We start from the raw sequence: 22,709 nt of genomic DNA, 5'->3' as shown, positions 1-22,709 counted from the left end.
CCCCAAGTCACGTGCGGGGAGCAGGCCTTGACGATCGGGCGGCGCACCGGAGGCGGCGGTCGCGGGGCGTCGTCACCGCCCGGCGGTCCGGGCCCCACCCGGGCCGGTGCGGCCTTCCGGAGCGGGTTCCCCCGCCCGGCCGCGCACCCGTGCCCGAAGCGTGGCGATATGACCCTAATGTGATGAAGCTCGCACGCCCGCCATGACCTCCGGCGTCATCGACCGCGGGCACGCACCCCGGAAGGATCGAGGACGTCCGGCAGCACGGAGGGACCGGACACCGCACACCCCGATCCGAGGGAGCAGCCATGACCGCCTATGCCGTCGCCCACCTTCGTCCCGGACCGCCGCACGAAGAGGTCTTCACCTACATGGAGCGCATCCAGGACACCCTGACCCCCTTCGGCGGGCACTTCGTCGTCCACGGCGCGACCGTGGAGGTCGTGGAGGGGCGGTGGCCGGGGACGGTCGTCCTGATCGCGTTCCCCGACCTGGACCGGGCGCGCGCCTGGTACCGCTCGCCCGCCTACCAGGAGATCCTTCCGCTCCGCACCCGCCATCTCGACGGCGACGTCGTCCTCGTGGACGGCGTCGGACCCGGTTACGACGTCACCGGGACCGCCGCGCGGCTCAGGGAGGACGCCGTACGGTCGGGCGCCCTGCCGGGGTGACGGCCGGACCGCGGGCCCGCCGGCCTCAGCCGACGAACCGGCAGCCGGAGGTGTGGGAGGCGGCCTCCCCGGCCGCCGCGGCCGCGTCCCCGGCGCGGATGGCCTCCAGCAGGCGGGTGTGGTCCATGCGGTCCTCGGGGCGCAGGACGGGGGCGCCGAAGTGCTCCTTGAGCGAGTCCCTGATCACCTGGCCGAGGTCCGCGTACAGCTCGGCCAGCACCTCGTTGTGCGAGGCGGCCACGACCGCCAGATGGAAGGCGCTGTCCGCGTCCACGAAGGCGTCCCGGTCGCCCGAGGCCCAGGCCCCTTCCCGCCGCTCCAGCAGCGTGTCGAGGCGGGCGAGGTCCTCGTCCGTGCGGCGCGTCGCGGCGAGTCCCGCCGCGGACGACTCCAGGGTGCCGCGCACCTCGGTCACGTCCCGCTGCCGGGCCTCCGCGAAGCGGCGCCGCATCACCCCGGCGAGCTCGCTGGTCGCGGCGACGTAGGTGCCCGAGCCGTGGCGTATGTCCAGCAGGCCGTTGTGGGCCAGGGCGCGCACGGCCTCACGGACCGTGTTGCGGGCCACGCCCAGCTGCCGCACGAGTTCCGGCTCGGTCGGGATGCGCGAGCCCACCGGCCAGGCCCCGGAGGTGATCTGGCGGCGCAGTCCGGACACCACCTGCTCGAAGAGTCCGGAAGGACGGGACACGGGACGTAGACTCATCCCATGATTATACGCCGGAGGGTCCCGGGACGGTCCAGGTCCGCGGAACGGCGGAACCCGGCGCGGCCGCGTGCCCGTACCGGCGGTCTCGCGGTGGTGGCCCTGCTGCTGGTGGCGTTCAACCTCCGCCCCGCCGTCACCAGCCTCGGGCCGGTGCTGGCCGAGGCGCGGTCCGCGCTGGGGATGAGCGGCGCCGTGGCCGGGCTGCTCACCTCCGTGCCGGCACTGTGCTTCGCCCTGGTCGGCGTCGCCGCGCCCCGGCTGGCCCGGCGGCACGGGCCGTCGGCGGTCGTCGCGGCGGGTACGGCCGTGGTCGCCGTGGGGCTGGTGCTCCGGCCGCTGGCCGGCGGCACCGCGCTGTTCCTCGCGCTCAGCGCCGTGGCGCTCGCCGGGATCGCGGTGGCCAACGTGCTGCTGCCGGTGGTGGTCAAGCAGCGCTTCCCCGACCGGGTCGGCCGGATGACGGGCCTGTACTCCATGGCGCTCAACCTGGGTGCCGCCGTCGCGGCGGCCGCCACCGTGCCGCTGTCCGAAGCGTTCGGCGGCGACTGGCGGTGGGGGCTGGGCTCCTGGGGCGTGGTCGCGGCCCTGGCCGTGCCCCCGTGGCTCGTCCTGGCGCGCCTGCGTACGGCGGACCGGGCGCCGGAACCGGTGCCCGTGCCCCCGCCCGGTGCCGGGCCGGGGACGGGGACGGGCCACGGATCCGGGGTCCGGATGACCCGCTCCCCCACCGCCTGGGCGCTGGCCGGGTACTTCGGACTGCAGGCCGGTGCCGCCTACGTCGTCATCGGCTGGCTGCCCCAGATGTTCCGGGACGCGGGGCTGTCGGCCGGGACGGCGGGTCTGCTGTTCGCCGTCACCTCGCTGCTGGGGGTGCCGCTGTCCTACGCCCTGTCCGCCCTCGCGGGGCGGCTCCGGCAGCAGAGCGGCATCGCGGTCACGCTCGGTGCGTTCGGGCTGGCCGGGTACGCGGGCCTGTGGGCGGCACCGTCCGCCGCGCCCTGGGTGTGGGCGGTGCTGCTGGGCGTCGCCAACTGCTCGTTCCCGCTCGCGCTGACGATGATCGGGCTGCGCGGCCGCGACAGCACCACGGTGGTGCGGCTCTCCGCCTTCGCCCAGAGCGCGGGCTACCTGCTGTCGATCCCCGTGCCGTTCCTGGTCGGCGCGCTGTACGAGCGCACCGACGGCTGGCGTGTCCCGCTCGTCCTGCTGGCCGTCCTGATGGTGGCCCAGCTGGCCGCCGGCCTGCTCGCGGGGCGGGACCGGAGCGTGGGCTGAGCACGGCCCCGGGCGGGCGTCCGCCCGGGGCCGGCGGTCCGGGGCGCGAGGTCCCCGGTCCGCGTCACTGACCCACTCTGCCGTCGACGCACTCGCGCAGCAGGTCCGCGTGCCCGCAGTGCCGGGCGTACTCCTCGACCCGGTGCACCAGCAGTTCGCGGACCGCGATCCCGTCCTTGCCCACGCGCGCGCCCAGGTCCGGGTGCTCCGCCAGCGCCGCGTCGGTCGCTGCCTGTTCGCGCTCCAGGTCGGCGTACGCGGCGTCGACCACGGCCTGGTCGGCGACGGCGCCGTCGAAGTCCGCGTCGCGCGGGCCGTACAGCTTCGGCAGCGGTTCCCCGTCGCTGATCCAGTTGCGCCAGTCCCGCTCCACCTCGGCGAGGTGCCGGACCAGGCCGAGCAGCGACATCGTCGACGGCGGGACCGAACGGCGGGCCAGCTGCTCCGGTTCCAGGTCCTGGCACTTCATCCGCAGCGTCATGCGATAGCTCGTCAAGTAGTCCTGAAGGGTGGCGAGTTCACCGTCCGGACTCGGGCCGTCGCTGTTGCGGGGGTCGTCGTCCGGGTCGGCCCACATGTCGGGGTAGACGGTCGCCCTGGTCCATCGCGTCGCTCGGTCGCTCATGCCCCGCATGGTGGCCGGTGACGGCCCGGACGCGCCACCGATTTGCCGGGCGGTCGCCGGCCGGGCAGAGCAGACCGCGGCCGTCCCGTGCCGCGTCAAGGGGGCGGGCACGGAACCGGCCATATCTAGTTGAATCATTGACCACCTCCTCGTGGGCCGGTCAGGCTGGGGGTGCTCAGGACGCCATCGCAGCACCTACGAAAGCCACGAACCCACGAACACCACGGAGGAGAGTCATGCACCGTTTCGGGTACCGGCGCGCCGCGGCGGCCGTGGCGGCAGCGGCCGCCGGAATCCTGCTGGCCACCGCCCCCGCCCCGGCGTCGGCGACGACCGGGCCGGTCGCCGCGGGCGCCGGGGACTCCGGGTGCGCCACCGCGGGCAGTCTCTGCGTCTACGAGACGGAGTGGTTCACGGGACGCTCGGCGCTCTACCGGGAGGTCGACGCCGGGTGCGTCACAGCGCCGTTCGGGATCCTCGCGAACATCAACATGACGGACCGCGCCGTCACGTTCTACAAGAACACGGACTGCACGGGCCCCTCGACGACCGAACCCGCGGGCAACCTCCATTCCTGGAAGTCCCTCGGCCCCATGTTCAGCTTCCGCGCCTGAGACTCCTACCCCCGGCGGCACGCGTCGGCAGACGGCCGGACCCGGTCGTCACCAGGGGAGCGCGCCGTCGCGGTCGAAGTAGCCGCCGGTCGGTCCGTCGGCGCCGACGAGCGCCATGCGGACGATGATCTCGGCGCCCTGCTCGACGGTCTGGAAGCCGGTGTTGCCGTTGAGGTCGGTCTTCGTGAAGCCCGGCTCCACCGAGTTGATCCGGAAGCCCGGCAGCGCCTTCGCGTACTGGACGGTGATCATGTTCACCGCCAGCTTCGACGCCGGGTAGTCCAGGCCCGGGAACAGGTGGGCCGGCTGGTCGGGGTCCGTGACGTGGTGCAGCGATCCCAGGCCGCTGCCGACGTTGACCACGACGGGGGCGGTGGACCCGCGGAGCAGCGGCACGAAGGCGTGCAGCACGCGCACGACACCGAAGACGTTGGTCTCGAAGGTCCGCCGCATCGCGTCGGCGGTGGTCTCCACGGTGGGGACGACGCTGTTGTCCGCCCGGCGCACCTCGATGCCGGCGTTGTTGACCAGCACGTCCAGGCCGCCCCGTTCCCCGACCGTCCGGGCGGCGGCGGCGACCGAGTCGTCGTCCGTCACGTCGAGCCGGACGAAGGACGCCCCGAGCCGCTCGGCGGCCGCGCTCCCCCGCTCGGGGTCGCGGGCCCCGATCCACACGGTGTGGCCCTCCGCGACCAGGCGGCGCGCGGTCTCGTACCCCAGCCCCTTGTTGCCCCCGGTGATCAGTGTGGTGGTCATGGTGTGGCTCCCGTCTCAGGTGTTCGTTCTCCGACACCCCCAGGTTGCGGCCGGACGGGACGGGCAGGCAGTCGTCCGGTTTTCCTGGGACTCGCGGTACCAGCATCCTCCGGCGGGCCGGCCGGCCTGGACGCCGGCACGCCCGCGGGCGCGCTGCGCCACACCGTTCACACGGGTTCCACCGAGGCGTCCGCGCCGGGCGCGCGCCGCATCGGGGCGGTGGGCCGCGGGACCGCGGTTTCCCGGTCCATCAGGTCGGCGTCCGCGCCGAGGACGGCGACTTCGAGGGCCGTCCGTGCGTAGACCCGGGCGGAACGCAGCAGTTGGTGCAGGAAAGTGGACATCGCGGGCCTCCTGTGACGGTGGAAGGTGAGCCCGTCGTGCCTCGGACGCGGACCGCGCCGCAGCCCGCGTGAGGGCTGCCCGCGGGCCCGTTCCGGGGGAAGGGCTCCTGTACGTCACGCTACGAACCCGGCGGGGCACCCCGCTTCGGGCAGAAGTCCGACCCGTCCCGCGGTCACTGCGACTTTCGGCCGAGTGCCGGTCCCCTACGCGGGCGATACGCGGAGCTGCCTAGGCTTCGGGGATGCGCGCACCGATCGTGGCGGACGAGTCCGAGCCGGCCGGGGACGTCCATGACGGTCCCCGCCCGGCGGCACCGGCGGCACCCGTGCGCAGGCGCCCGGGGCTCAGCGCCCGGCTGAAGCTCACCCTCAGCTACGCCGGGTTCGTCCTGCTCTCCGGCAGCCTGCTGCTGGCCGTGGTCTGGGCGTTCCTGCTGCGCTACGTGCCCGACAACAGCAAGGGCCTGCTGGGGATCTCGCCCAACCGGACCGTCCTCCTGCACGTCTTCGCCCCCGCCGCTGCGGCGGCACTGGTCTTCCTGCTGCTGTTCGGGGTGCTGGGGGGATGGCTGCTGGCCGGCCGGATGCTCGCACCGCTCACCCGGATCACCGCCGCCGCACGAACCGCCGGCAACGGATCGCTCTCCCACCGCATCCGCATGGAAGGCCGCCACGACGAGTTCCGCGAACTCTCCGACGCGTTCGACACCATGCTCGAGCAACTCGAATCCCACGTCGCCGAACAACAGCGCTTCGCCGCCAACGCCTCCCACGAACTGCGCACCCCCCTCGCCATCTCCAAGGCCCTCCTCGACGTCGCCCGCACCGACCCCACCCGCGACCACACCGAGCTCATCCACCGCCTCCACGCCGTCAACACCCGCGCCATCGACCTGACGGAAGCGCTCCTCCTGCTCAGCCGCGGCAACAACGCCCACCTCCCCCGCGAGACCGTCGACCTCTCCCTCCTGGCCGAGGAGACCTCCGAAACCCTGCTCCCCCACGCCGAACGGCGACGCATCACCCTCCACGTCACCGGCGGCACCGCCCCCACCCGCGGCTCCGCCGAACTCCTCCTGCGCATGACAACGAACCTCGTCCAGAACGCCGTCGTCCACAACCACCCCACCGACGGCACCGTCACCGTGCACACCGAAACCCACCGCCACACCAGCCTCCTGCGGGTCGAGAACACCGGACCGCCGCTGCCCCCCGACCTCGTCCCCACCCTCACCGAACCCTTCCAACGCGGAACGCAGCGCATCCGCAGCGACGAACACCCCGGCGTCGGGCTCGGCCTCGCCATCGTCCACAGCATCGTCCGCGCCCACCACGGAACCCTCCACCTCGCCCCCCGTCCCACCGGCGGCCTCAGCGTCACCGTCCGCCTCCCCACCGCGCGGCAGGCGCCGGAACCGGGCGGGACCCGGTAGGCCGGCGGCGCGTCGGGGCGGCCGGCTAGCGTTCCGCCAGGCCGGAGCGCCACGCCCACAGGGCGATCTCGACGCGGTTGCGGGCGGAGAGCTTGGTCTGGATGTTCCCCAGGTGGGTCTTCACCGTTCCCAGGGACACGAAGAGTGCGGCCGCTATCTCCGCGTTGGTCAGTCCCTCGGCGACGAGACGGGTGACCTCGGTCTCCCGTGAGGACAGCCCCGGTCCCGGCGGGGCGGCGGTCCGCGGCGTCCTCAGCCCCCGCAGCAGGCGGATGGTGATCGCCGGACTGACCAGGGCCTCCCCGGAGTACGCCGCGCGCACCGCCTCGGTCAGCAGGGCCGGGCCGGAGTCCTTGAGCAGGAAACCGCAGGCGCCGCTGTTCAGGGCGTTGTACACGTACTCGTCGTCGTCGAAGGTCGTGACGACGACGACCTTCGGGGAGCTCCGGGCGCCGGGCCGGTTGAGTTCGCGCAGGGCCTGCAGGCCGTCCATCCGCGGCATGCGGATGTCCATGAGGACGACGTCGGGCTCGAGCGCGCGGGCCAGTTCCAGGGCCTGGACGCCGTCCTTGGCCTCGCCGACCACCTCGATGTCGTCCTCGGCGCCGAGGATCAGCGAGAAGCCGGTGCGGACCATGGTCTGGTCGTCGGCCAGCAGGACACGGATGGTCATCGGGCACCCCTGGTCGGTATGCGCGCCTGTACGCGCCAGCCCTCGGGGGACCTCGGGCCGGCGGTGAGGGAGCCGCCGAGCGCCGCCGTGCGCTCCCGCAGGCCCTTGAGGCCGTAGCCGCCTCCCGCCGTGTGCCCGGCCCGGCCGCGGCCGTCGTCGGACACCTCGACCGTCACCGCGTCGGGCCGGCCGTGGCGGCGGACGAGGATGTCGAGCGAGCGGGCGTCGCCGGCGTGCTTGCGCACGTTGGTGAGGGCCTCCATGACCACCCGGTGCACGGCCGACTGGACGTCGATGGGGACCACGTCGACCTCGCCCTCGATGCGCAGCCTCACCTCCAGGCCGCTGTCGGAGGTGAAGTGCCCGGCCAGCGACCTGATGTCGGCGATCGTGCCCGTGGGCGAGAGCCGGGCGTGGGCGTCGGGTTCGCGCAGCAGGGTGACCATGCGGCGGATGGCCGTCATCGCCTCGTCGCCGGCCTCCTCGATCCGTTCCAGGGCGGGGAGCACGGCCTCCGGCTTGCTCGCCGCCACGGTCCGCGCGGCCTGGGCCAGCACGACGATGCCCGTGACGTGGTGGGCGACGTAGTCGTGCAGATCGGACGCGATGCCCGTCCGCTGCGCCTGCTGTGCCGCGATCATCCGGCGTTGCCGGCTGGTCTGGAACATGCGCAGGTAGAGTCCCGCCGCGGCGAAGATGACGCCGCCCAGCGCGAGGACCAGGGCGAGGACCAACGCCACTCGCTGGTTCACCAGCCGCGTCGGCTGGAGCACCAGGCCCGCCAGCAGCAGCGGTACCGCGAAGCCGGCGCGTACCGGCTCGGCCCGCCACGCGGCCAGTCCGACGAGGACGACGCCCACGACGGAGACGGTGAACCCGAAGGGGACGACCTGGTAGGAGACCGGCGGCGCCACGAAGGCCACCAGCACCAGGGCCGCTCCCAGGACGGAGGCGGCGGTGCCCAGTGCCGCGGCGTTCAGGCGTGGCATCAGCACGGCGACGACCATGGCCAGCAGCACGGTGGGCGGGTGGGCGGCGTTCACCGTCACGTCCAGGGTGCCCAGGACCAGCAGCGCCACGAGGGCGGCCACCCAGCCGATGCCCTGGACCAGCCGCTCGAAGAGGCCCTCAGCCCTGTTCCCCACGTTCCCGTCATCTCCGCTTCCGCTCGCCGACCGGGCGGAAGCCGCTCCGGGTGCCCTGTCCAGTGTCACCGATCCGCCACGGAGGACCCGGGCCCGCTTCCCCGCGCCGGGGGCGGGACGGTGCCGTCGGGGCACGCGGCCCTCCCCCGGGCCCCGTCCCTGTCGTCCGAGCCGTCCGAGCCGTCCGTTCCTGCGCCCAGCACCACCACGTCGAGGACGGCCTGGGCGTAGACGCGGGCGGTGCGCAGCAGGCGGTGCACCGGGGGTTCCCCGGGGGTGCCGCCGTGCGGTGCCGTGGACGGGACGGGCCCGTCGCCGCCACCGTGCGCCCCGGTCACCGTCGCACCTGCCCGGTGGCGGGGCCGTCGGCGAGGGCGCCCCGGACGAGTTCGCCGAGCAGCGCGGGGTACGTCAGCCCCTGGTGCGCGAACATCTTGGGGACCTGGGACTGCGCGGTCATGCCGGGCATGGTGTTCACCTCGTTGAGGACGGGGCCGTCGGGGGTGAGGAAGAAGTCGCAGCGCGCCACTCCGCGGCAGCCGAGCGCCGTGAAGAGGGCGAGGGAGGCCTCGACGAGCCGGTCCTGCTCCCGGGCGGAGAGCGGGGCGGGGATCAGGAACCGGGCTCCGCCGTCGTACTTCTGCTCGGTGTCGAAGAGGCGCCCGTCGTCCAGCACGATCTCCAGCGGGGGCCCGGTCACGAGGCGGCCGTCCGCGCGCCGCAGAACGGCGAGGTCCACCTCCCGGCCGGTCACGAGGTGCTCGACCAGGACCCTGCCGTCGATCCGCAGCGCGGCGGCGATCGCCGGCGCGAGGTCCGTCTCGTCGGTGACGAGTGACACGCCGTGGCTGGACCCCGCGGCGACCGGCTTGACCACGACCGGGCCGTCGAAGCGCACCTGGTCGGCGGTGTCCGCGGTGACCAGGAATCCCGGGGCGACGGCGATGCCCACGGCCTCGGCCACCAGTTTCGTCGCCCACTTGTCCATCGCCAGGGCGCCGGCCCGGACGCCCGCGCCGACGTAGGGGAGCCCTGCCAGGTCCAGCAGCGCCGCGAGCGTGCCGTCCTCGCCCAGCGGGCCGTGCAGCGCCGGGAAGACGACGTCGCAGCCCGCCAGCACGGCGAGCGCCGCGGACAGGCTCTCCGCCGGGGAGCCCGCCAGGGGCCGCCCGGCCGCGTCCCGCCACACCCCGTCGCGTCCGATGGTGAGGGCGACGACGTCGTGGACGGCCGGGTCGAGCGCCGAGCCGACGGACGCGGCGGAGCCGAGGGAGACCTCGTGCTCGGTGCTGCGGCCGCCGCCGAGCACGGCGACGCGGATGCGGGGGGCGTTCCCGTGGGCGGTCATGCGGCCACCGCCGGGCCGTGCGCCGTGCGGCGCAGGCGTGCGCCCAGGCCTGTCACGATCTCGTGCTCGATGGTCCCGGACCACCGGGCCCAGTCCCGGACGGTGGGCTCGCCGGCGTCGCCCGAGCCGAAGACGGTGGCGACGTCGCCGGGTGCGGCCGGGCGTTCGCCGCAGTCCACGATCACCTGGTCCATGGAGACGCGTCCGACGACGGGGCAGCGGCGGCCGCCGAGCAGCACCTCCGCGCGGCCGGACGCCGCGCGGGGCAGGCCGTCCGCGTAGCCGACGGCGAGCAGGGCCAGGTGGGTGGGCCGCGGGGCGGTCCACGCGTGTCCGTAACCGGCTCCGGCGCCGGCCGGCACCGTGCGGACGGACACGACGGGCGCCCTGAGCGTGAGTGCGGGGCGGAGCCGGGTGGTGCGCGTCGGGTCGATGCCGTAGAGGCCGGCGCCGACGCGGCTGAGGTCGAAGCGGGTCCGCGGGTCGGTGAGGGTCGCCGAGGTGGCGGCCAGGTGCCGGACGTCCGGGCGCAGCCCGGCCCGTACCGCGGTGGCCGACGCCGTCCGGAACAGGTCGAGCGCGCGGTCGGTGCACGGGTCCCCTGGGGTGTCCGCGCAGCCGAGGTGGCCCATGACGCCGGTCACCCGGACCAGGCCGGCCCGCTCCGCCTCACGGGCCCGCAGGCACAGGTCGGGCCACTGGCGGGGGTCGGCGCCGTCCCGGGCCATGCCGGTGTCCAGGTGCAGGTGCACCCGCGCGGGCCGTCCGGTCCGCGACGCGGCGCGGACCACCGCGGCCAGGTGCTCGGGGCCGGGTACGGCCACCGAGACGTCGGCCCGCAGGGCCTCGTCGAAGGCGGCGTCCACCGGGTTGAGCCAGCTCAGGATCGGGACCCGGAATCCCGCGTGCCGGAGGGACAGCGCCTCCTCGACGGAGGTGACGCCCAGGGAGGTCGCGCCCGCGGCCAGCGCGGCACGGGCCACGCCCGCCGCGCCGTGACCGAAGCCGTCGGCCTTGACCACCGCCATCAGGCGAGCCGCGCGGGCGGCGAGGAGGCGGGTGTTCGCGGCGACCGCCGCCAGGTCGACGTCCAGCTCCGGGCCCGAGGTGCCGCCAGGTGACGGGGGCGGCGGCGGTGGCGGGGGCGGTCCGACGAGGCGGACGACGGGATCGGTCAGTGGTGCGCACAGCATGGGAGGCCCTTCGGGTGTCGCGGTCGGACCGGCCCCCCGGGGGCCGGGCGGACACGAGGCGTCACCGGGACGGAAGTGGGGAGCGGCCCACGCCTGCGTGGGTGCCGGGGGCCGGGACCGGTGGCCGGGGCACAGGGTGCGCGTGGTTCCGGTACGTGGCGTGGAGCTCATGGCAAGGACGCTACGAAGCCGCCCCGGCCGCCCGCTTCGGGCGGAAGTCGGACGTCTTCACGGTGCGCTACGACTTTCGGCCGATGCCCGCGCCGCCCCGCCGCCGGGTTCTTCAGCTCCGCGGGTCGTGTCCGTTCCCGCGGGTCGCGTTCCCGCGGTCGGCGTCCGTACGGGGGCGCCCGCGAAGGCCGGGCACGAGCCTGTGGGTCTCGGTAGCCTGAGGGGTGGTACGGCCATGAGGCGGTCCTGCCGCGGGCGCCGCGACGGCAGCCGCCTCACAGGCGCCCGGGCATCCCGGGGCGACCGGGATCGTCACCTTGCGTGACAGGACTGAGCATGGGCAATCCCTCACAGGCTCCCTTCGGACGGCACTTCACGGGGGCGTCCGGCGACGAGGACGTCGCCGGTTTTGTGCTGGACGACGAAGGCGTCGTCTCGGCGTGGAGTTCCGCGGCCGAGCGGCTCCTCGGCTTCGGGCCCGCGGACGTCGTCGGACGCCCGGCGGCCGAGTTGTGGCCGGAGGCCTTCGCCGGACGCACGGGGGACGCCGCCGCGCAGCCGTACGACGGGGGACGACGCGCCCTGCTGGCCCGGCGGGACGGGGAGCGCGCCGACGTCGTCCTCCACCTGTCGCGGTTGCTGCGCCCGGGCGGCCGGGACACCGGGGGCACCCTGGTCGTCGTGGTCCCGGCGGCGCATGCCACGGCCGAGGGACAGGCGATCCTGGAGGCCCTCTTCACCCAGGCGCCCATCGGCATCGCCGTCTACGACCGGGACCTGCGCTTCGTACGGATCAACGCCGCCCTGGAACGCATCCACGGGTTCCCCGGTGACAGTGCCCTCGGCCGTCCGGTCAGCGAGGTGCTGCCGGGGCTCGACGCCATGGCGATCGAGCGCAGGCTGAAGGGGGTCATGGACAGCGGCCGTCCGGTCGTCAACGCCGTCCACCAGGGTCGCACCCCGGCCGACCCGGACCGGGACCACGTCTGGCACGTCTCCTCGGTCGTGCTCACGGCACCGGACGGCGACGTCCTCGGGGTCACCGATCTGATCATCGACATCACCGACCGCCACCGGACCAAGGAGCGCCTCGCGCTCCTCGACGAGGCCGTGATGCGCATCGGCACCACGCTGGACGTGCGGCGCACCGCGGAGGAACTGGTGGACGTGCTCGTGCCCCGGCTCGCCGACGTGGCGACGATCGACCTCCTCGACGACGTCATGGAGGGCGCGGAACCGGAGCCGATGGGCTCGGGGCCCGTCGCGCTGCGGTCGCTGGCCCGCACGGCCGTCGACCCGGACGTCGTCGCCGGGCTCCGGCGGCCCGGGGAACTGCAGGACTACCCCACGGACTCGCCGCACGTGCAGAGCCTCGCCGACGGCCGGCCGCGGCTGATCCCCGCGGTGGGCCCCGAGGCCGGCCGGCTGCGGGACACCGCCGACCGCCAGGTCGGGGCGATGCCCGGGCACGGGACCGACTCCCTGATCCTCGTGCCGCTGCGCGCGCGGGACGCGACGCTGGGCCTGGTGCACCTGTACCGGGGACGCGAAACGGAGCCCTTCGAAGCGGACGACCTCGTGCTCGCCCAGGACATCGTCGCGCGGGCCGCGGTGTGCCTCGACAACGCCCGCCGCTACACCAACGAGCACACGGCCGCGCTCACCCTCCACGCGAGCATGCTGCCGCGCAGCGTCCCGGACCAGAGCGCGGTCGAGGTGGCGCAGCACTACCGGCCGGCGCGGGTGCACGCGGGGGTGAGCGGCGACTGGTTCGACGTGATCCCGCTGTCGGGCGCCAGGGTGGCGCTGGTGGTGGGCGCGGTGCCGGGCACGGGTTTCCAGGCGGCCGCGTGCATGGGGACCATCTGCTCGGCGATCCGCACCCTCGCCCAGGTGGATCTGACGCCCGATGAGTTGCTGGGCCAGATCGACGACATGGTGCCGCGGCTCCTGGAACGCGAACACGCCACCGGATCCGCTCCGGTGGTGGAGGCCCTGAAGGGGTCCACCTGCCTGTACGCCGTCTACGACCCCGTCACGCGGCGGTGCGTCATGGCGAGCGCCGGGCATCCGCCGCCCGCGGTCGTCGGAAGGACCGGGGACGTGCTGATCCCCGAGGTGCCGGTCAACAACCCCCTCGGCCTGGGGGACCCGGTGTTCGAGCCGCTGGACCTGGAACTGCCGGAAGGCAGCACCCTGGTGTTCTCCAGCCACAGCCTCCAGCGCCCCACGGACACCTCCGAGACGCTCGCCGCCCGGCTCAGCACCGTCGTCGCCGACCGGGGCCGCCCGATCGAGGAGATCTGCCGCGCCATCTCCGACCTGGTCGCCGCCCACCTCACGGTGGAGGACGGCCTGGCCCTGCTGCTCGCCCGCACCCACCCCCTGGACCCGGGGAAGCTGGCCACCTGGACCGTGCCCCCGGTCCCGGCGGCCGTCGGCGACATGCGGTCCCTGGTGCTGCGGCAGCTCGGCCAGTGGGGGCTGGAGCACCTGGCCTTCTCCACCGAACTCATCGTCAGCGAGCTGATCACCAACGCGATCCGCCACGGGCAGGACCCGATCCGGCTGCGGCTGATCCTGGACCGCACGCTCATCTGCGAGGTCAGCGACACGGCGAGCACCTCGCCGCACATCCGCCGGGCGGCCACCACCGACGAGGGCGGCCGCGGGCTCTTCCTGGTGGCGCAGTGCTCGCACCGCTGGGGCACCCGGTACGCCCTGGCCGGCAAGACCATCTGGGCCGAGCAGACCCTGGAGCCCGTCCCGGCGGCCTGACGCGTCCGGCACCCGGTCGTCACTCCGCGCGATTCACCCGTTCGGCGGCTTCTTGGTCGCGGTTCCGGGGCGACCGGCGTCTCCTGGACGCGACCGCATCCGCGTTCGAGTGGGAGGTCGCCGATGTACGACATGCGCGCCGAACCCATAGCGACGGAAACCGGATCCGCCCAGTTGTGGCATGTTCTCCGGCTTGACGGAAGCGCCTTGTGCGGCCGTGCGCTCGCCGCCAGGTCCGTCCCCGCCCCTGATGACGACGACTGCCGCGACGAGTACTGCACCCCGTGCATGACCGCGGTGGCCACGGCGGCGTCCCGCCGCGGCAGGCTCCGCCCCATGGTCTGATGGTCTGACCCTGCCGTGCGCACACGTTCCGTGTCGGCGGAACTGCCGCTGCGGCCCCGGGCGTTCGGCGCACGCACCGGGAAGCGGACCTTGAGGTCCGCTACGATGGGGCACCCCAGCGGGGAGACCGAATCCCCACCGACCGCAGACAGGCCGCCCGCCCCATGAGCCCCTCGCCCACCCCCTCCCCCGACCCCGCCCGGCCGGCGTCCGCCCCACCACGACGGGCGGACGCCCGCCGCAACCACGAACGGGTGGTCGCCGCCGCGGTGGACGTCTTCCGCGAACGCGGCACCCTGGCCACCGTCCCCCAGATCGCGGCCCGGGCCGAGGTCGGCAAGGCGACGGTCTACCGCAGTTTCCCCACCAAGGAGGACCTGCTGGAGACGGTCACCCGGCTGAGCCTGGAGGAGCTCGGACGGCGCACCGCGGCGGCCCAGGACGCGCCCGGCCCCGACGAGAGCTTCCGGCGGCACGTCCTCGCCCTTTTCGACGTGCTGGCCCACGACCGCCTGCTCGCCGAACGGCTGGCGGACGGCGCCTCGCCGGCCGCCGTGTCGGTCCTGGAGTCGCTGACCGGTGCCATGGAGTCCGCCCGGGCGGCGGGGGCGCTGCGCCAGGACGCCACCCCGCTGGATCTGCGGGTGCTCCTGTGTGGCACGGCCCTCCAGTTGGTGCGGCTCGAGGAACGTGACCCGGCGGTCTGGCGCCGCTACGCGGACATGGTGCTGCGCGGTCTCGGCCGCTGAGCGGGGCGTGGGGGCGCGCCCCGGCGGGCAAACAGCCCGCAATATTCCGGCCCTCGGCTCCCGGACCGTGCCGCGGGGATTTATGGTGCGAATGTCGGATGTATCAGATGATCCGATGGCCGCGAGCGCAGGAGGCGCCGCGGCCCCGTGCACTCCAACTGACGCCATGGCACCGTGATCGAGGCATTCCACACCGAGACGCTTCCCCCCGACGAGCGGGCGGAGTACTGGCGGGACGCCGTCCAGCAGGCCTTCACCCGGTTCGAGATCCGGACCCACGACGAGGGGGCGGTACGCGGATCCCTCTGGCTGGCGTCTGTCGGCGCCGTCCGCATAGGCCACGTCGAGGCCGGCCCCCAGCGGATGACCCGGACGCGGGGGACCATCGCCAACGACTCCGGCGCCACGCTCATCGTCAGCCTGCAGGAAGCGGGGAGCAGCGTCGTGGCCCAGGACGGCCGCGAGACGCTCCTCTCGTCCGGGGAACTCGTCCTCGTCGACTCACGACGGCCCTTCCTCCGCGACTTTCCCGGCGGTTTCCGGCAGAACATCGCCGCCATACCCCTGGAGATGCTCGACGTCCCCGACGCGTACCTGGCCCGGGTCATCGGCCGGGCGTACCCGGCGACGCACGACATCGGCGGCATCCTGGCCTCGTTCGTGAGCAGGCTGGCCCGGGCTGCGGAGTCCGACGCCTACGTGTCGGGCACGAACCACCACCTGGAGCGGGGGATGGTGGACGTGGTCACCGCGCTGGTGGCGCACGAGGGGCGGCTCGACGCCGATGTCTCGCCGACCGCGGAGGAGACACTGCGGCTGCTCGTCGGCGACTACATACGGACGCACCTCGGTGACCCGGCGCTCTCCCCGGCCATGATCGCGGCCGCCCACCGCGTCTCCGTGCGCTACCTGCACAAGCTGTTCCAGGAGGAGGACCTGACCGTCGGCCGGTCGATCCGCCGTCAGCGGTTGGAGGCGTGCCTCGACGACCTCGCGCGTCCCGAACTGGCGGGTCTGACGGTGGAGACGATCGCGCGGCGGCGGGGTTTCGCCGGCCCGGCGCAGTTCAGCCGGATCTTCCGCGCGGCCTACGGCGTGTCCCCGGCATCGTGGCGCCACATGGCGGCCGCCGGGACCCCACGGCGCGCTTGACCGGCGTCCACCACGACGCGCCGCCCCGGCCTACGCCTGCGGCACCACTCCGTCCGCCGGGGAGCGGGCGGTCCGGGGCTCGCGGTCGTCGGGCGTCTCCTCGTCGCGGCTGAGCGCCGCGTTCCTGGTGTCGGGCATGAGGACGTACGTGATGAGGGAGACGAACGCGCACGCCGACACGTACCAGAAGAAGGCCGACTCGTGGCCCGCGTCCTTGAACCACAGGGCCACGTACTCGGCGGTACCGCCGAACAGCGCGTTGGCGATCGCGTACGGCAGCGCCACGCCCAGCGCCCGCACCCGGGTGGGGAACAACTCGGCCTTCACGGCGGCGTTGATCGAGGTGTAGCCCGTGACCATGACGAGCGCGGCCAGCGTGAGCCCGAGCGCGGGCCAGTACGAGGAGGCCGAGCCGAGCGCCGTCATGATCGGGTAGGTGCCGAGGGTGCACCCCACCGCGAAGGTGATCAGCAGCGGCCTGCGGCCGATCCGGTCGGAGAGCGCCCCCGCCGGGGGCTGGAGCAGCGCGAAGACGGACAGCGCGGTGAAGCTCACCAGGGTGGCGGTGTTCTTGGCCATGCCGGCGCTGCCGATCAGGTACTTGGTGAGGTAGGTCGTGTACGTGTAGTAGGCGACGGTCCCGCCCAGGGTGAGCGCCATGACCAGGAGTGCCTGGCGCCGGTGCGCCCACAGCAGCCGGAGCGAGCCCCGGGCGTCGTCCCCGGACCCGGCCTCTTCGGCGAAGGCGTCGGTCTCCTCCAGGCTGCGCCTGATCCAGAAGACCACCACCGCGAAGACCGCGCCCAGGGCGAAGGGAACGCGCCAGCCCCACGTGTGCAACTGGGCGTCGGTCAGCACGTGCTGGAGGACGATCAGGACCGCCAGGCCCAGCAGTTGACCGGCCGTCATCGACACGTACTGGAAGGACGAGCCGAAGCCGCGCCGGTTCCGGGCCGAGGCCTCGGTGAGGTAGGTCGCGCTGGCCGCGTACTCGCCGCCGATGCTCATGCCCTGCAGCAGCCGGGCGAACAGCAGGACGAGCGCTCCGGCGTAGCCGGCCTGCCCGTACGTCGGGGCGACCGCGATCAGCAGGGCGGCGACCGACATCATGGTGACGGTGAGGGTCAGCGCGCTCTTGCGGCCGTGGCGGTCGGCGGCACGCCCCAGCACCCAGCCGCCGACGGGGCGCATGAGGAAGCCGACCGCGAAGATGCCGGCGGTGTTCATCAGCCGGGTGGTCGGATTGCCGCCGGGGAAGAAGGAGTCGGCGAAGTAGACGGCGAAGCCGGCGTAGACGAACCAGTCGTACCACTCGACGAGATTGCCCAGCGAGCCTCCCACAAGGGCGAGGCGGCGCTTGCCGGGCTCCCGGGCGGACGAGGGCGCGGGCACGGGCGCGGGCGCGGGCGCGGCGGGGGTCGGCGGCATGGGCGGCTCCAGCGGGAAAGCCCCGGAGGGGGGACGAGGTACGGCGCCCGGGTCTAACGTCCCGCTACGATTCCGGGTCACGGACGACGCGCCGCGCGACGGCCCGGGGAGCGGCGTCGACGTGGTCGCGTTCCCGTACGTGGTGCACGTGGTGGTCGCCGATGAGCTTGGGCGAGCGCTGGATCACCACCATCGCCGCGTCGTCGCGCAGCGGCCCGCCGACGTGGCGGACCAGGTCGTCGCGCAGGTGCTGGAGCAGCGCCTCGGGGCCGCTGCCGCCCCACAGGGCGACGCGCTCGGCGAGCGGGTAGAAGGAGCCGTCGGGTGACCGGGCCTCGAGCACGCCGTCGGTGTGCAGCAGGAGGGTGTCGTCGTCCTCGAAGGTGAAGGTGTCGGTCGTGAAGTGTTCCCTGGGCAGTCCGCACATGCCCAGCGGCGGCGCCGGGTGGTCGGCGTGGAGGGTGCGCACCTCGCCGTCGCGCAGCAGGAGGGGCGGTGGATGGCCACAGTTGATCATCCGGGCGCCGGCGTCCTCGTCCTCGATGTCGAGCACGAGCGCGGTGACGAAGTGCTCGCTGAACTCCCCGGCGACCTCGTCGGCGGGCCGCCGGGCGCCGCCGGGCGCCGGCCCTGCGGCACTGGGCGCACTGGCGGCCCCGGCGGCCCCGGCCGGCTCCGCGTCGCCGGGGTCGTCCGTGCGCGCGGCACGTTCGGCGTGTTCCTCCGCGTGCTCGGCCAGGTGCCTGCAGATGCTCGTCTCCAGGCTGTCGCCGAGGTCCAGGAGGTCGGAGCAGCGGTGCGCGGCCTCCCGGAAGGCGCCCATCAGCGCGGAGGCGTCCCCGATGGCCGTCAGGCCCTTGCCGCGGACGTCCCCGATGATCAGGCGGGTGCCGGGGCCTCTTCGGGTGGCCGCGTAGAGGTCGCCGCCGATGTCGGCGTCGTGCTCCGCCGCCAGGTAGAGCGAGGCGATCCGCAACGGGCCCATCCGGTGCGGCAGCGGGCGCAGGACCACGCGCTGCGTGGCCTCGGAGACGGAACGTACGCGTTCCAGTTCCCGCCTCCGGCACTCGCGCCTGCGGCACATGCCCACCAGCAGCACCGTGATCACGGCCAGGGCGACGATCTGCGCCTGGTGGTTGCCGGTGAAGCCGCCGCGGAGCACGGAGATCAGCGCCTGCGCGGCCACGGCCAGCCCTCCGATGACCGCCGTGAGCCCGGTGCCCGCGAACCACGGCGTCACGGCGGGCGCGACGACGAGCAGCGGCCCGAGGTGCACGTTGCTGGGTGCGACCAGGTCCGCGGCGGTGATCGCGACGATCAGGCCGAGCGGGATCGACACCAGCGCGTGGCCCGGCTGCCACGGCTGCCACAGGTCGGCGATGCGCCGCTGGAGACCCATATGTGCTGTTTGCCCGGTGTAGCGGGAATGACGCGACCCCGTGGGCACGGGCTGGGTCCCGCCGCCGGGGTCCGCGTCGGCGTCGGCGTCGGCGTCGCCTAAGGAACGCCGAGCTCGAAGAGCACGTATCCGGCGTACGAGCCGGAGGCCAGTGCGGCGCAGCCCAGCAGCGCCGCCCGGGCGGACGGCCGGACCCGGGCGAGGGCCAGCGCGGGCGGCACGAACAGCGGGAAGGCGGGCAGCAGGTAGCGCGAGACGTTGCCGAAGATCTGCTGCGTGCCCAGCACGGTGACGACGGTGAGCACCGTGTGGACGACCAGGACCAGCGGCGGCCGCAGCCCCACCAGGGCCGGGATCAGCGCGAGCGCCAGCACGACGACGCCCACGCCGACGAGGTCCTCGACCGGGCAGGCCGACAGGTAGTCGAAGTGGCCGACCACCACGGAGGTGAAGACCGTGAAGGTGTGCCGGCCCCAGTCGAAGGTGTGGGCCCAGGCGCCTTCCTGGAGCGTGAAGTAGCCCGCCGGATCGCCCGTCCGGTACCCCACCCAGGCGAGGTAGCCGAGCAGGCCGAGCGGTGCGGTCACGATGGCGGCCAGCGGCCGCGCCACGCCGTCGATGCGCGGCTTCCGCAGGGCGAGCAGGGCCGCCATGACGAGGGCGCCGATCAGCGCGGTGGCGGTGGGACGGGCCAGCCCGGCAGTGAAGGTGAGCAGGCCCGCGGTGAGCCAGCGGCGGGTCATGACCGCGTGGCAGGCCCACACCGCCAGGGCGACGTAGAGGGACTCCGAGTAGCCGGACCACTCGGTGCCGGAGCCGGGCCACACCGCCCACAGCCCGGCCGCGCAGAGCCCGGCGCGATGGCCGCCGAGACGCGCGGTGACGGCGTACACGCCGAGGGCGGCGACGAAGGAGGCGAGGACCGACACCAGCATCCCCGCCCCGTACAGGCCGAGGCCCGTCACCTCCGAGGTGAGCCGCATCGCGGCCGGGTAGAGCGGGAAGAAGGCGGCCGAGTTGCCCTCGAGGGTGATCAGGCCGGTCGCGCCGGGCACGGGGACGAGCTCCGGGTGGTAGCCGTGGGCGGCGACCTGCTGGTACCACCAGCCGTCCCAGCTGGCGAGGACGTCCCAGGGGCGTGCCCCGCCGCCGAAGCGCGGGTCCTTGTCGCGGAAGTCGCCCGTGTGGTCCAGCAGGAACAGGAAGACGGCGAACCCGGCGAGCTTGAGCGTGCCGTAGACGGCGAGGGCGCGCCCCCAGCGGGCGGTGCGGGAGGGCTCCTCGCGCGGGCCGTCGGCGGTGTCCGCGGCCGGTGCGGCGGCGAGCGTGCTGGTCATGAGGGGGCGGGTTCCGTCCGACGGTCGTGCCGGCCGCGGAAGACCCACGACCGGAGGAGCAGGAAGCGCAGGAGCGTGGCGGCCAGGTTGGCGGCGACGAGCACCGCGAGCTCGGCCCGGTGCCCGGCGGCCGGTGCGGTGTGGTGCAGGGTGGCCAGCGCGCCGCCGGTCAGCCCGAGGCCGACGAGGAACGTGAGCAGTCCGCGTGCGTGGTGGCGTACGGCGCCGGAGCGGCCGCGCACACCGAAGGTGAGCCGCCGGTTGGCCGCGGTGTTGGCGACGGCGCAGGTCAGCAGCGCCAGGGCGTTGGCGGCCTGGGGGCCGGCCGGCGCGCGCAGCGCCGCGTACAGCAGCAGATGCCCGAGGGTGCTGCCGGCGCCGACGGCCGCGAAGCGCAGCAGTTGGGAGAGGAGCCCGGCCGGTACCTCGGTGACGGCGAAGGCGCGGCGCAGTCCGGCGAGCGGGAGCCGGCCGGTGGCCAGTGAGCGGCCGATGCGGACGATGCCGCGCAGGTCGGCCAGGGCGGTCGGCAGGATGTGCACCCGGCTGTCGGGGTCGTCGACCCAGTCGACGGGCACCTCGTGGATGCGCAGCCCGGCGCGTTCGGCGATGACGAGGAGTTCGGTGTCGAAGAACCAGCCGGGGTCCTGGACCAGGGGCAGCAGCCGCTCCGCGACGTCGCGGCGTACGGCCTTGAAGCCGCACTGGGCGTCGGAGAAGCGGACCGCGAGCGTGGAGCGCAGCAGCACGTTGTAGCAGCGGGAGATGACCTCCCGCTTCGGACCGCGGACGACCCGGGCCCCGCGTGCCAGGCGGGTGCCGATGGCGATGTCGGAGTGCCCGGACATCAGCGGCGCGACCAGCGGCAGCAGGGCCGCGAGGTCGGTGGAGAGGTCGACGTCGAGGTAGGCGAGGACCGGCGCCGACGACTGCGACCAGGCGGCGCGCAGCGCCCGGCCACGCCCCTTCTCGGCCAGCCGGGTCCACGTCACCTCGGGCAGTTCCGACGCGAGGCGCCCGGCGATCAGCGGGGTGCGGTCGGTGCTGGCGTTGTCGGCCACGGTGATGCGGAACGCGTACGGGAAGGTGTCACGCAGATGGGCGTGGAGGCGCCGGACGGACGGCTCCAGGTCCTCCTCCTCGTTGTGGACGGGGACCACGACGTCGAGCACGGGGTCGGGGTGTCGGGCCGGGAGGGGTGCGCGCCCCATCACCGCGACCGGGCGGTCTTCTCTCATGTGCTGTCCGCATCTGTTCGCTGGAAGGGGGCATGCCGAAGCACGCGGGGACGGGCTGGACGGCGGCGGCCCAGGGCAGGGGCCGCCGGGGCAGGGCAGGGCCGGGCCAGGGCGCGGCCGGAGGTGGGTGGTGGGGACCGGATGCGGCCCGGGATCAGGGGTGGCCGGGAATCAGGAACGACGCGGGATCAGGAACGACGCGCGATCAGGAACGACGCGGGGTCAGCGGCGGCCGGGACGTCACGGAGTCGCGGTCCCGCTCGGCGGCGGGCTCCCGGTCGGCGTGCTCGTGCCCGTGCCGGAGGCCGTCCCGCTCGGGGGGCCGCTGGAGGCGCCGTCGCCGCCGGACCCGCTCCCGGGCACCTCGCCGGTGCCGCCGTCCGGGAAGGAGGGCGTGTTCGTCGGCGCGTCCGAAGTGGTCGCGGAAGGGTCGGTGCCGCCGGGGCTCATGCTCGGCGAGGCCGGGCTCGTGCTCGTCGAACCGCCGGAACTGGGGTAGGGCGTGCCGGACGCCGGCGGGGTGCCGCCCGGCCCCGGGGCCGGGGCGGCGGGCCCGTTCGCGACGAGGGCGCCGGGCAGTACGGCCAGGCCGACGGCCAGGACGGCCACCGCGGCGGCGGAGCCTCCGGCCCGCCGGGCGGCCCGGATGCGGCGGCGGGCCCGTACGCCGTCCCGCAGCCGTTCCCGGTGCCGGGGCTCCAGGGGGGTGTACTGCTCGGAGTCGTGCAGCATCCGCGCCAGCTCGCGCTCGAAGTCGTCCATCGCTTCTCCTTCAGCCCACCGGCTCGGCGGCGTCGGACAGGATCCTGCGCAGTCGTGCCACGCCCCGGGTCGCATGGGACCTGGCGGTGCCGAGCGGGCACCCCAGGGCCTCCGCGACCTGCGCCTCGGGCAGGTCCTGGTAGTAGCGGAGCACCACCGCGGCGCGCTGCCCCGGTGGCAACTGGCCCAGCGCCGCCTCCAGCCGCGACCGCTCCGCCACGGCCGCGGAGACGTCGCCGGCGGCGGGTGTCTCCGGCACCTGCTCGACGGGGCGCTCGCCCCACCAGCGCCGCCGGGCCGAGCGGGCCGCGGCCCGCGCCAGCACCTTGCGCACGTACGCCTCCGGTGCCTGGTCGGCCACGCGCGGCCAGGCGAACCAGAGTGTGACCAGGGCGTCCTGCAGCAGGTCCTCGGCGCGGTGCCGGTCGCCGCCGGTGAGCAGCCGGGCGAGGTGGAACAGGGCGGACCACCGGGCCGCGACGAAATCGTCGAACCCCCCGTCCGTCCGTGCGTCCCGCATCAGCACCGCCCCCTGCTCTCGCCAAGCCCTTACGTCATGAGAAAGAC

The 22,709-nt window shown here is 74.4% G+C and carries 22 protein-coding genes; 7 read left to right on the top strand and 15 right to left on the bottom strand.

Translation table 11 applies throughout. The features are described from left to right. Positions 1-308 precede the first annotated feature (308 nt). On the top strand, positions 309-671 hold the full coding sequence (locus ABZ479_RS18345) for a DUF1330 domain-containing protein (RefSeq protein ID WP_500462532.1): 363 nt from the start codon (positions 309-311) through the stop codon (positions 669-671). 25 nt (positions 672-696) lie between these two features. Here ABZ479_RS18345 and ABZ479_RS18340 read toward each other — a convergent pair whose 3' ends face one another. After that, entirely contained in the window at positions 697-1,374 is a 678-nt protein-coding gene (locus ABZ479_RS18340; RefSeq protein ID WP_500462531.1) for a FadR/GntR family transcriptional regulator, read from the bottom strand. Between the two features lie 3 nt (positions 1,375-1,377). Between ABZ479_RS18340 and ABZ479_RS18335 the strand changes: the two genes are divergently transcribed. Beyond that, on the top strand, positions 1,378-2,652 hold the full coding sequence (locus ABZ479_RS18335) for a CynX/NimT family MFS transporter (protein WP_500462530.1): 1,275 nt from the start codon (positions 1,378-1,380) through the stop codon (positions 2,650-2,652). Positions 2,653-2,716: 64 nt separating this feature from the next. Here ABZ479_RS18335 and ABZ479_RS18330 read toward each other — a convergent pair whose 3' ends face one another. After that, positions 2,717-3,286, bottom strand: coding sequence for a DinB family protein (locus ABZ479_RS18330; RefSeq protein ID WP_500462529.1), 570 nt, complete (start codon positions 3,284-3,286; stop codon positions 2,717-2,719). Between the two features lie 227 nt (positions 3,287-3,513). Between ABZ479_RS18330 and ABZ479_RS18325 the strand changes: the two genes are divergently transcribed. Then, complete coding sequence (locus tag ABZ479_RS18325; RefSeq protein WP_500462528.1) at positions 3,514-3,891, top strand: hypothetical protein; 378 nt, start codon at positions 3,514-3,516, stop codon at positions 3,889-3,891. A gap of 48 nt (positions 3,892-3,939) precedes the next feature. Here ABZ479_RS18325 and ABZ479_RS18320 read toward each other — a convergent pair whose 3' ends face one another. Together ABZ479_RS18320 and ABZ479_RS18315 are read right to left on the bottom strand one after the other, a co-directional pair. Next, entirely contained in the window at positions 3,940-4,647 is a 708-nt protein-coding gene (locus ABZ479_RS18320; RefSeq protein ID WP_500462527.1) for an SDR family oxidoreductase, read from the bottom strand. Positions 4,648-4,814: 167 nt separating this feature from the next. Beyond that, positions 4,815-4,991 (bottom strand): hypothetical protein, encoded by a 177-nt coding sequence (locus tag ABZ479_RS18315; protein ID WP_499608315.1) that lies wholly within the window; start codon positions 4,989-4,991, stop codon positions 4,815-4,817. Positions 4,992-5,317: 326 nt separating this feature from the next. Between ABZ479_RS18315 and ABZ479_RS18310 the strand changes: the two genes are divergently transcribed. Beyond that, positions 5,318-6,424, top strand: coding sequence for a sensor histidine kinase (locus ABZ479_RS18310; RefSeq protein ID WP_500462618.1), 1,107 nt, complete (start codon positions 5,318-5,320; stop codon positions 6,422-6,424). Positions 6,425-6,449: 25 nt separating this feature from the next. On the opposite strand, the gene ABZ479_RS18305 is transcribed toward ABZ479_RS18310, so the two are convergent. The 5 genes from ABZ479_RS18305 to alr form a co-directional block, all read right to left on the bottom strand. Beyond that, entirely contained in the window at positions 6,450-7,097 is a 648-nt protein-coding gene (locus ABZ479_RS18305) for a response regulator (protein ID WP_500462526.1), read from the bottom strand. After that, positions 7,094-8,242 carry a sensor histidine kinase gene (locus ABZ479_RS18300; protein WP_500462525.1) on the bottom strand — a complete coding sequence of 383 codons (1,149 nt, stop codon included), beginning with the start codon at positions 8,240-8,242 and terminating at the stop codon, positions 7,094-7,096. Before ABZ479_RS18300 ends, ABZ479_RS18305 begins: the two co-directional genes overlap by 4 nt. A 65-nt stretch (positions 8,243-8,307) precedes the next feature. Next, complete coding sequence (locus ABZ479_RS18295; protein WP_500462524.1) at positions 8,308-8,580, bottom strand: hypothetical protein; 273 nt, start codon at positions 8,578-8,580, stop codon at positions 8,308-8,310. Continuing rightward, a complete protein-coding gene (locus ABZ479_RS18290) occupies positions 8,577-9,590 on the bottom strand; it encodes a D-alanine--D-alanine ligase family protein (protein WP_500462523.1) in 1,014 nt (337 codons plus the stop codon). The genes ABZ479_RS18295 and ABZ479_RS18290 overlap by 4 nt, the downstream gene beginning before the upstream one ends. Further along, the gene (alr, locus tag ABZ479_RS18285) at positions 9,587-10,783 is read right to left on the bottom strand and encodes an alanine racemase (RefSeq protein ID WP_500462522.1); all 1,197 of its coding nucleotides are present in this window, start codon (positions 10,781-10,783) and stop codon (positions 9,587-9,589) included. The genes ABZ479_RS18290 and alr overlap by 4 nt, the downstream gene beginning before the upstream one ends. 507 nt (positions 10,784-11,290) lie before the next feature. Here alr and ABZ479_RS18280 point away from each other — a divergent pair. The 3 genes from ABZ479_RS18280 (at position 11,291) to ABZ479_RS18270 (ending at position 15,978) form a co-directional block, all read left to right on the top strand. Next, entirely contained in the window at positions 11,291-13,732 is a 2,442-nt protein-coding gene (locus ABZ479_RS18280) for a SpoIIE family protein phosphatase (protein ID WP_500462521.1), read from the top strand. Between the two features lie 509 nt (positions 13,733-14,241). Beyond that, positions 14,242-14,826 carry a TetR/AcrR family transcriptional regulator gene (locus tag ABZ479_RS18275; protein ID WP_500462520.1) on the top strand — a complete coding sequence of 195 codons (585 nt, stop codon included), beginning with the start codon at positions 14,242-14,244 and terminating at the stop codon, positions 14,824-14,826. A gap of 174 nt (positions 14,827-15,000) precedes the next feature. Beyond that, positions 15,001-15,978, top strand: coding sequence for an AraC-like ligand-binding domain-containing protein (locus ABZ479_RS18270; RefSeq protein WP_500462519.1), 978 nt, complete (start codon positions 15,001-15,003; stop codon positions 15,976-15,978). Positions 15,979-16,008: 30 nt separating this feature from the next. Here ABZ479_RS18270 and ABZ479_RS18265 read toward each other — a convergent pair whose 3' ends face one another. The 6 genes from ABZ479_RS18265 to ABZ479_RS18240 all read right to left on the bottom strand — a co-directional run bounded on the left by ABZ479_RS18265 (position 16,009) and on the right by ABZ479_RS18240 (position 22,662). Then, positions 16,009-17,406 carry an MFS transporter gene (locus tag ABZ479_RS18265; protein WP_500462518.1) on the bottom strand — a complete coding sequence of 466 codons (1,398 nt, stop codon included), beginning with the start codon at positions 17,404-17,406 and terminating at the stop codon, positions 16,009-16,011. 64 nt (positions 17,407-17,470) lie between these two features. After that, positions 17,471-18,805: a PP2C family protein-serine/threonine phosphatase gene (locus ABZ479_RS18260; protein WP_500462517.1), complete on the bottom strand. Its 1,335-nt coding sequence runs from the start codon at positions 18,803-18,805 to the stop codon at positions 17,471-17,473. Positions 18,806-18,903: 98 nt separating this feature from the next. Continuing rightward, positions 18,904-20,142 carry a putative hexosyltransferase gene (locus ABZ479_RS18255; protein WP_500462516.1) on the bottom strand — a complete coding sequence of 413 codons (1,239 nt, stop codon included), beginning with the start codon at positions 20,140-20,142 and terminating at the stop codon, positions 18,904-18,906. After that, positions 20,139-21,380 (bottom strand): bifunctional glycosyltransferase family 2/GtrA family protein, encoded by a 1,242-nt coding sequence (locus ABZ479_RS18250; RefSeq protein ID WP_500462515.1) that lies wholly within the window; start codon positions 21,378-21,380, stop codon positions 20,139-20,141. Before ABZ479_RS18250 ends, ABZ479_RS18255 begins: the two co-directional genes overlap by 4 nt. Before the next feature lie 240 nt (positions 21,381-21,620). Continuing rightward, a complete protein-coding gene (locus ABZ479_RS18245) occupies positions 21,621-22,142 on the bottom strand; it encodes a cellulase (RefSeq protein ID WP_500462514.1) in 522 nt (173 codons plus the stop codon). Positions 22,143-22,152: 10 nt separating this feature from the next. Further along, complete coding sequence (locus ABZ479_RS18240) at positions 22,153-22,662, bottom strand: SigE family RNA polymerase sigma factor (protein ID WP_500462513.1); 510 nt, start codon at positions 22,660-22,662, stop codon at positions 22,153-22,155. Positions 22,663-22,709 lie beyond the last annotated feature (47 nt).

This window comes from Streptomyces sp. NPDC005722 (genome assembly GCF_040630935.1).
In the GTDB taxonomy this organism is placed as follows: Bacteria; Actinomycetota; Actinomycetes; order Streptomycetales; family Streptomycetaceae; genus Actinacidiphila.
This window is presented reverse-complemented; position numbering and strand designations above follow the sequence as displayed.

Coding starts and splice junctions, on each gene's coding strand:
- ABZ479_RS18345 (WP_500462532.1), top strand. CDS start 309: ATGACCGCCTATGCCGTCGCCCACCTTCGTCCCGGACCGCCGCACGAA.
- ABZ479_RS18340 (WP_500462531.1), bottom strand. CDS start 1,374: ATGAGTCTACGTCCCGTGTCCCGTCCTTCCGGACTCTTCGAGCAGGTG.
- ABZ479_RS18335 (WP_500462530.1), top strand. CDS start 1,378: ATGATTATACGCCGGAGGGTCCCGGGACGGTCCAGGTCCGCGGAACGG.
- ABZ479_RS18330 (WP_500462529.1), bottom strand. CDS start 3,286: ATGCGGGGCATGAGCGACCGAGCGACGCGATGGACCAGGGCGACCGTC.
- ABZ479_RS18325 (WP_500462528.1), top strand. CDS start 3,514: ATGCACCGTTTCGGGTACCGGCGCGCCGCGGCGGCCGTGGCGGCAGCG.
- ABZ479_RS18320 (WP_500462527.1), bottom strand. CDS start 4,647: ATGACCACCACACTGATCACCGGGGGCAACAAGGGGCTGGGGTACGAG.
- ABZ479_RS18315 (WP_499608315.1), bottom strand. CDS start 4,991: ATGTCCACTTTCCTGCACCAACTGCTGCGTTCCGCCCGGGTCTACGCA.
- ABZ479_RS18305 (WP_500462526.1), bottom strand. CDS start 7,097: ATGACCATCCGTGTCCTGCTGGCCGACGACCAGACCATGGTCCGCACC.
- ABZ479_RS18290 (WP_500462523.1), bottom strand. CDS start 9,590: ATGACCGCCCACGGGAACGCCCCCCGCATCCGCGTCGCCGTGCTCGGC.
- alr (WP_500462522.1), bottom strand. CDS start 10,783: ATGCTGTGCGCACCACTGACCGATCCCGTCGTCCGCCTCGTCGGACCG.
- ABZ479_RS18280 (WP_500462521.1), top strand. CDS start 11,291: ATGGGCAATCCCTCACAGGCTCCCTTCGGACGGCACTTCACGGGGGCG.
- ABZ479_RS18275 (WP_500462520.1), top strand. CDS start 14,242: ATGAGCCCCTCGCCCACCCCCTCCCCCGACCCCGCCCGGCCGGCGTCC.
- ABZ479_RS18265 (WP_500462518.1), bottom strand. CDS start 17,406: ATGCCGCCGACCCCCGCCGCGCCCGCGCCCGCGCCCGTGCCCGCGCCC.
- ABZ479_RS18260 (WP_500462517.1), bottom strand. CDS start 18,805: ATGGGTCTCCAGCGGCGCATCGCCGACCTGTGGCAGCCGTGGCAGCCG.
- ABZ479_RS18255 (WP_500462516.1), bottom strand. CDS start 20,142: ATGACCAGCACGCTCGCCGCCGCACCGGCCGCGGACACCGCCGACGGC.
- ABZ479_RS18250 (WP_500462515.1), bottom strand. CDS start 21,380: ATGAGAGAAGACCGCCCGGTCGCGGTGATGGGGCGCGCACCCCTCCCG.
- ABZ479_RS18245 (WP_500462514.1), bottom strand. CDS start 22,142: ATGGACGACTTCGAGCGCGAGCTGGCGCGGATGCTGCACGACTCCGAG.
- ABZ479_RS18240 (WP_500462513.1), bottom strand. CDS start 22,662: ATGCGGGACGCACGGACGGACGGGGGGTTCGACGATTTCGTCGCGGCC.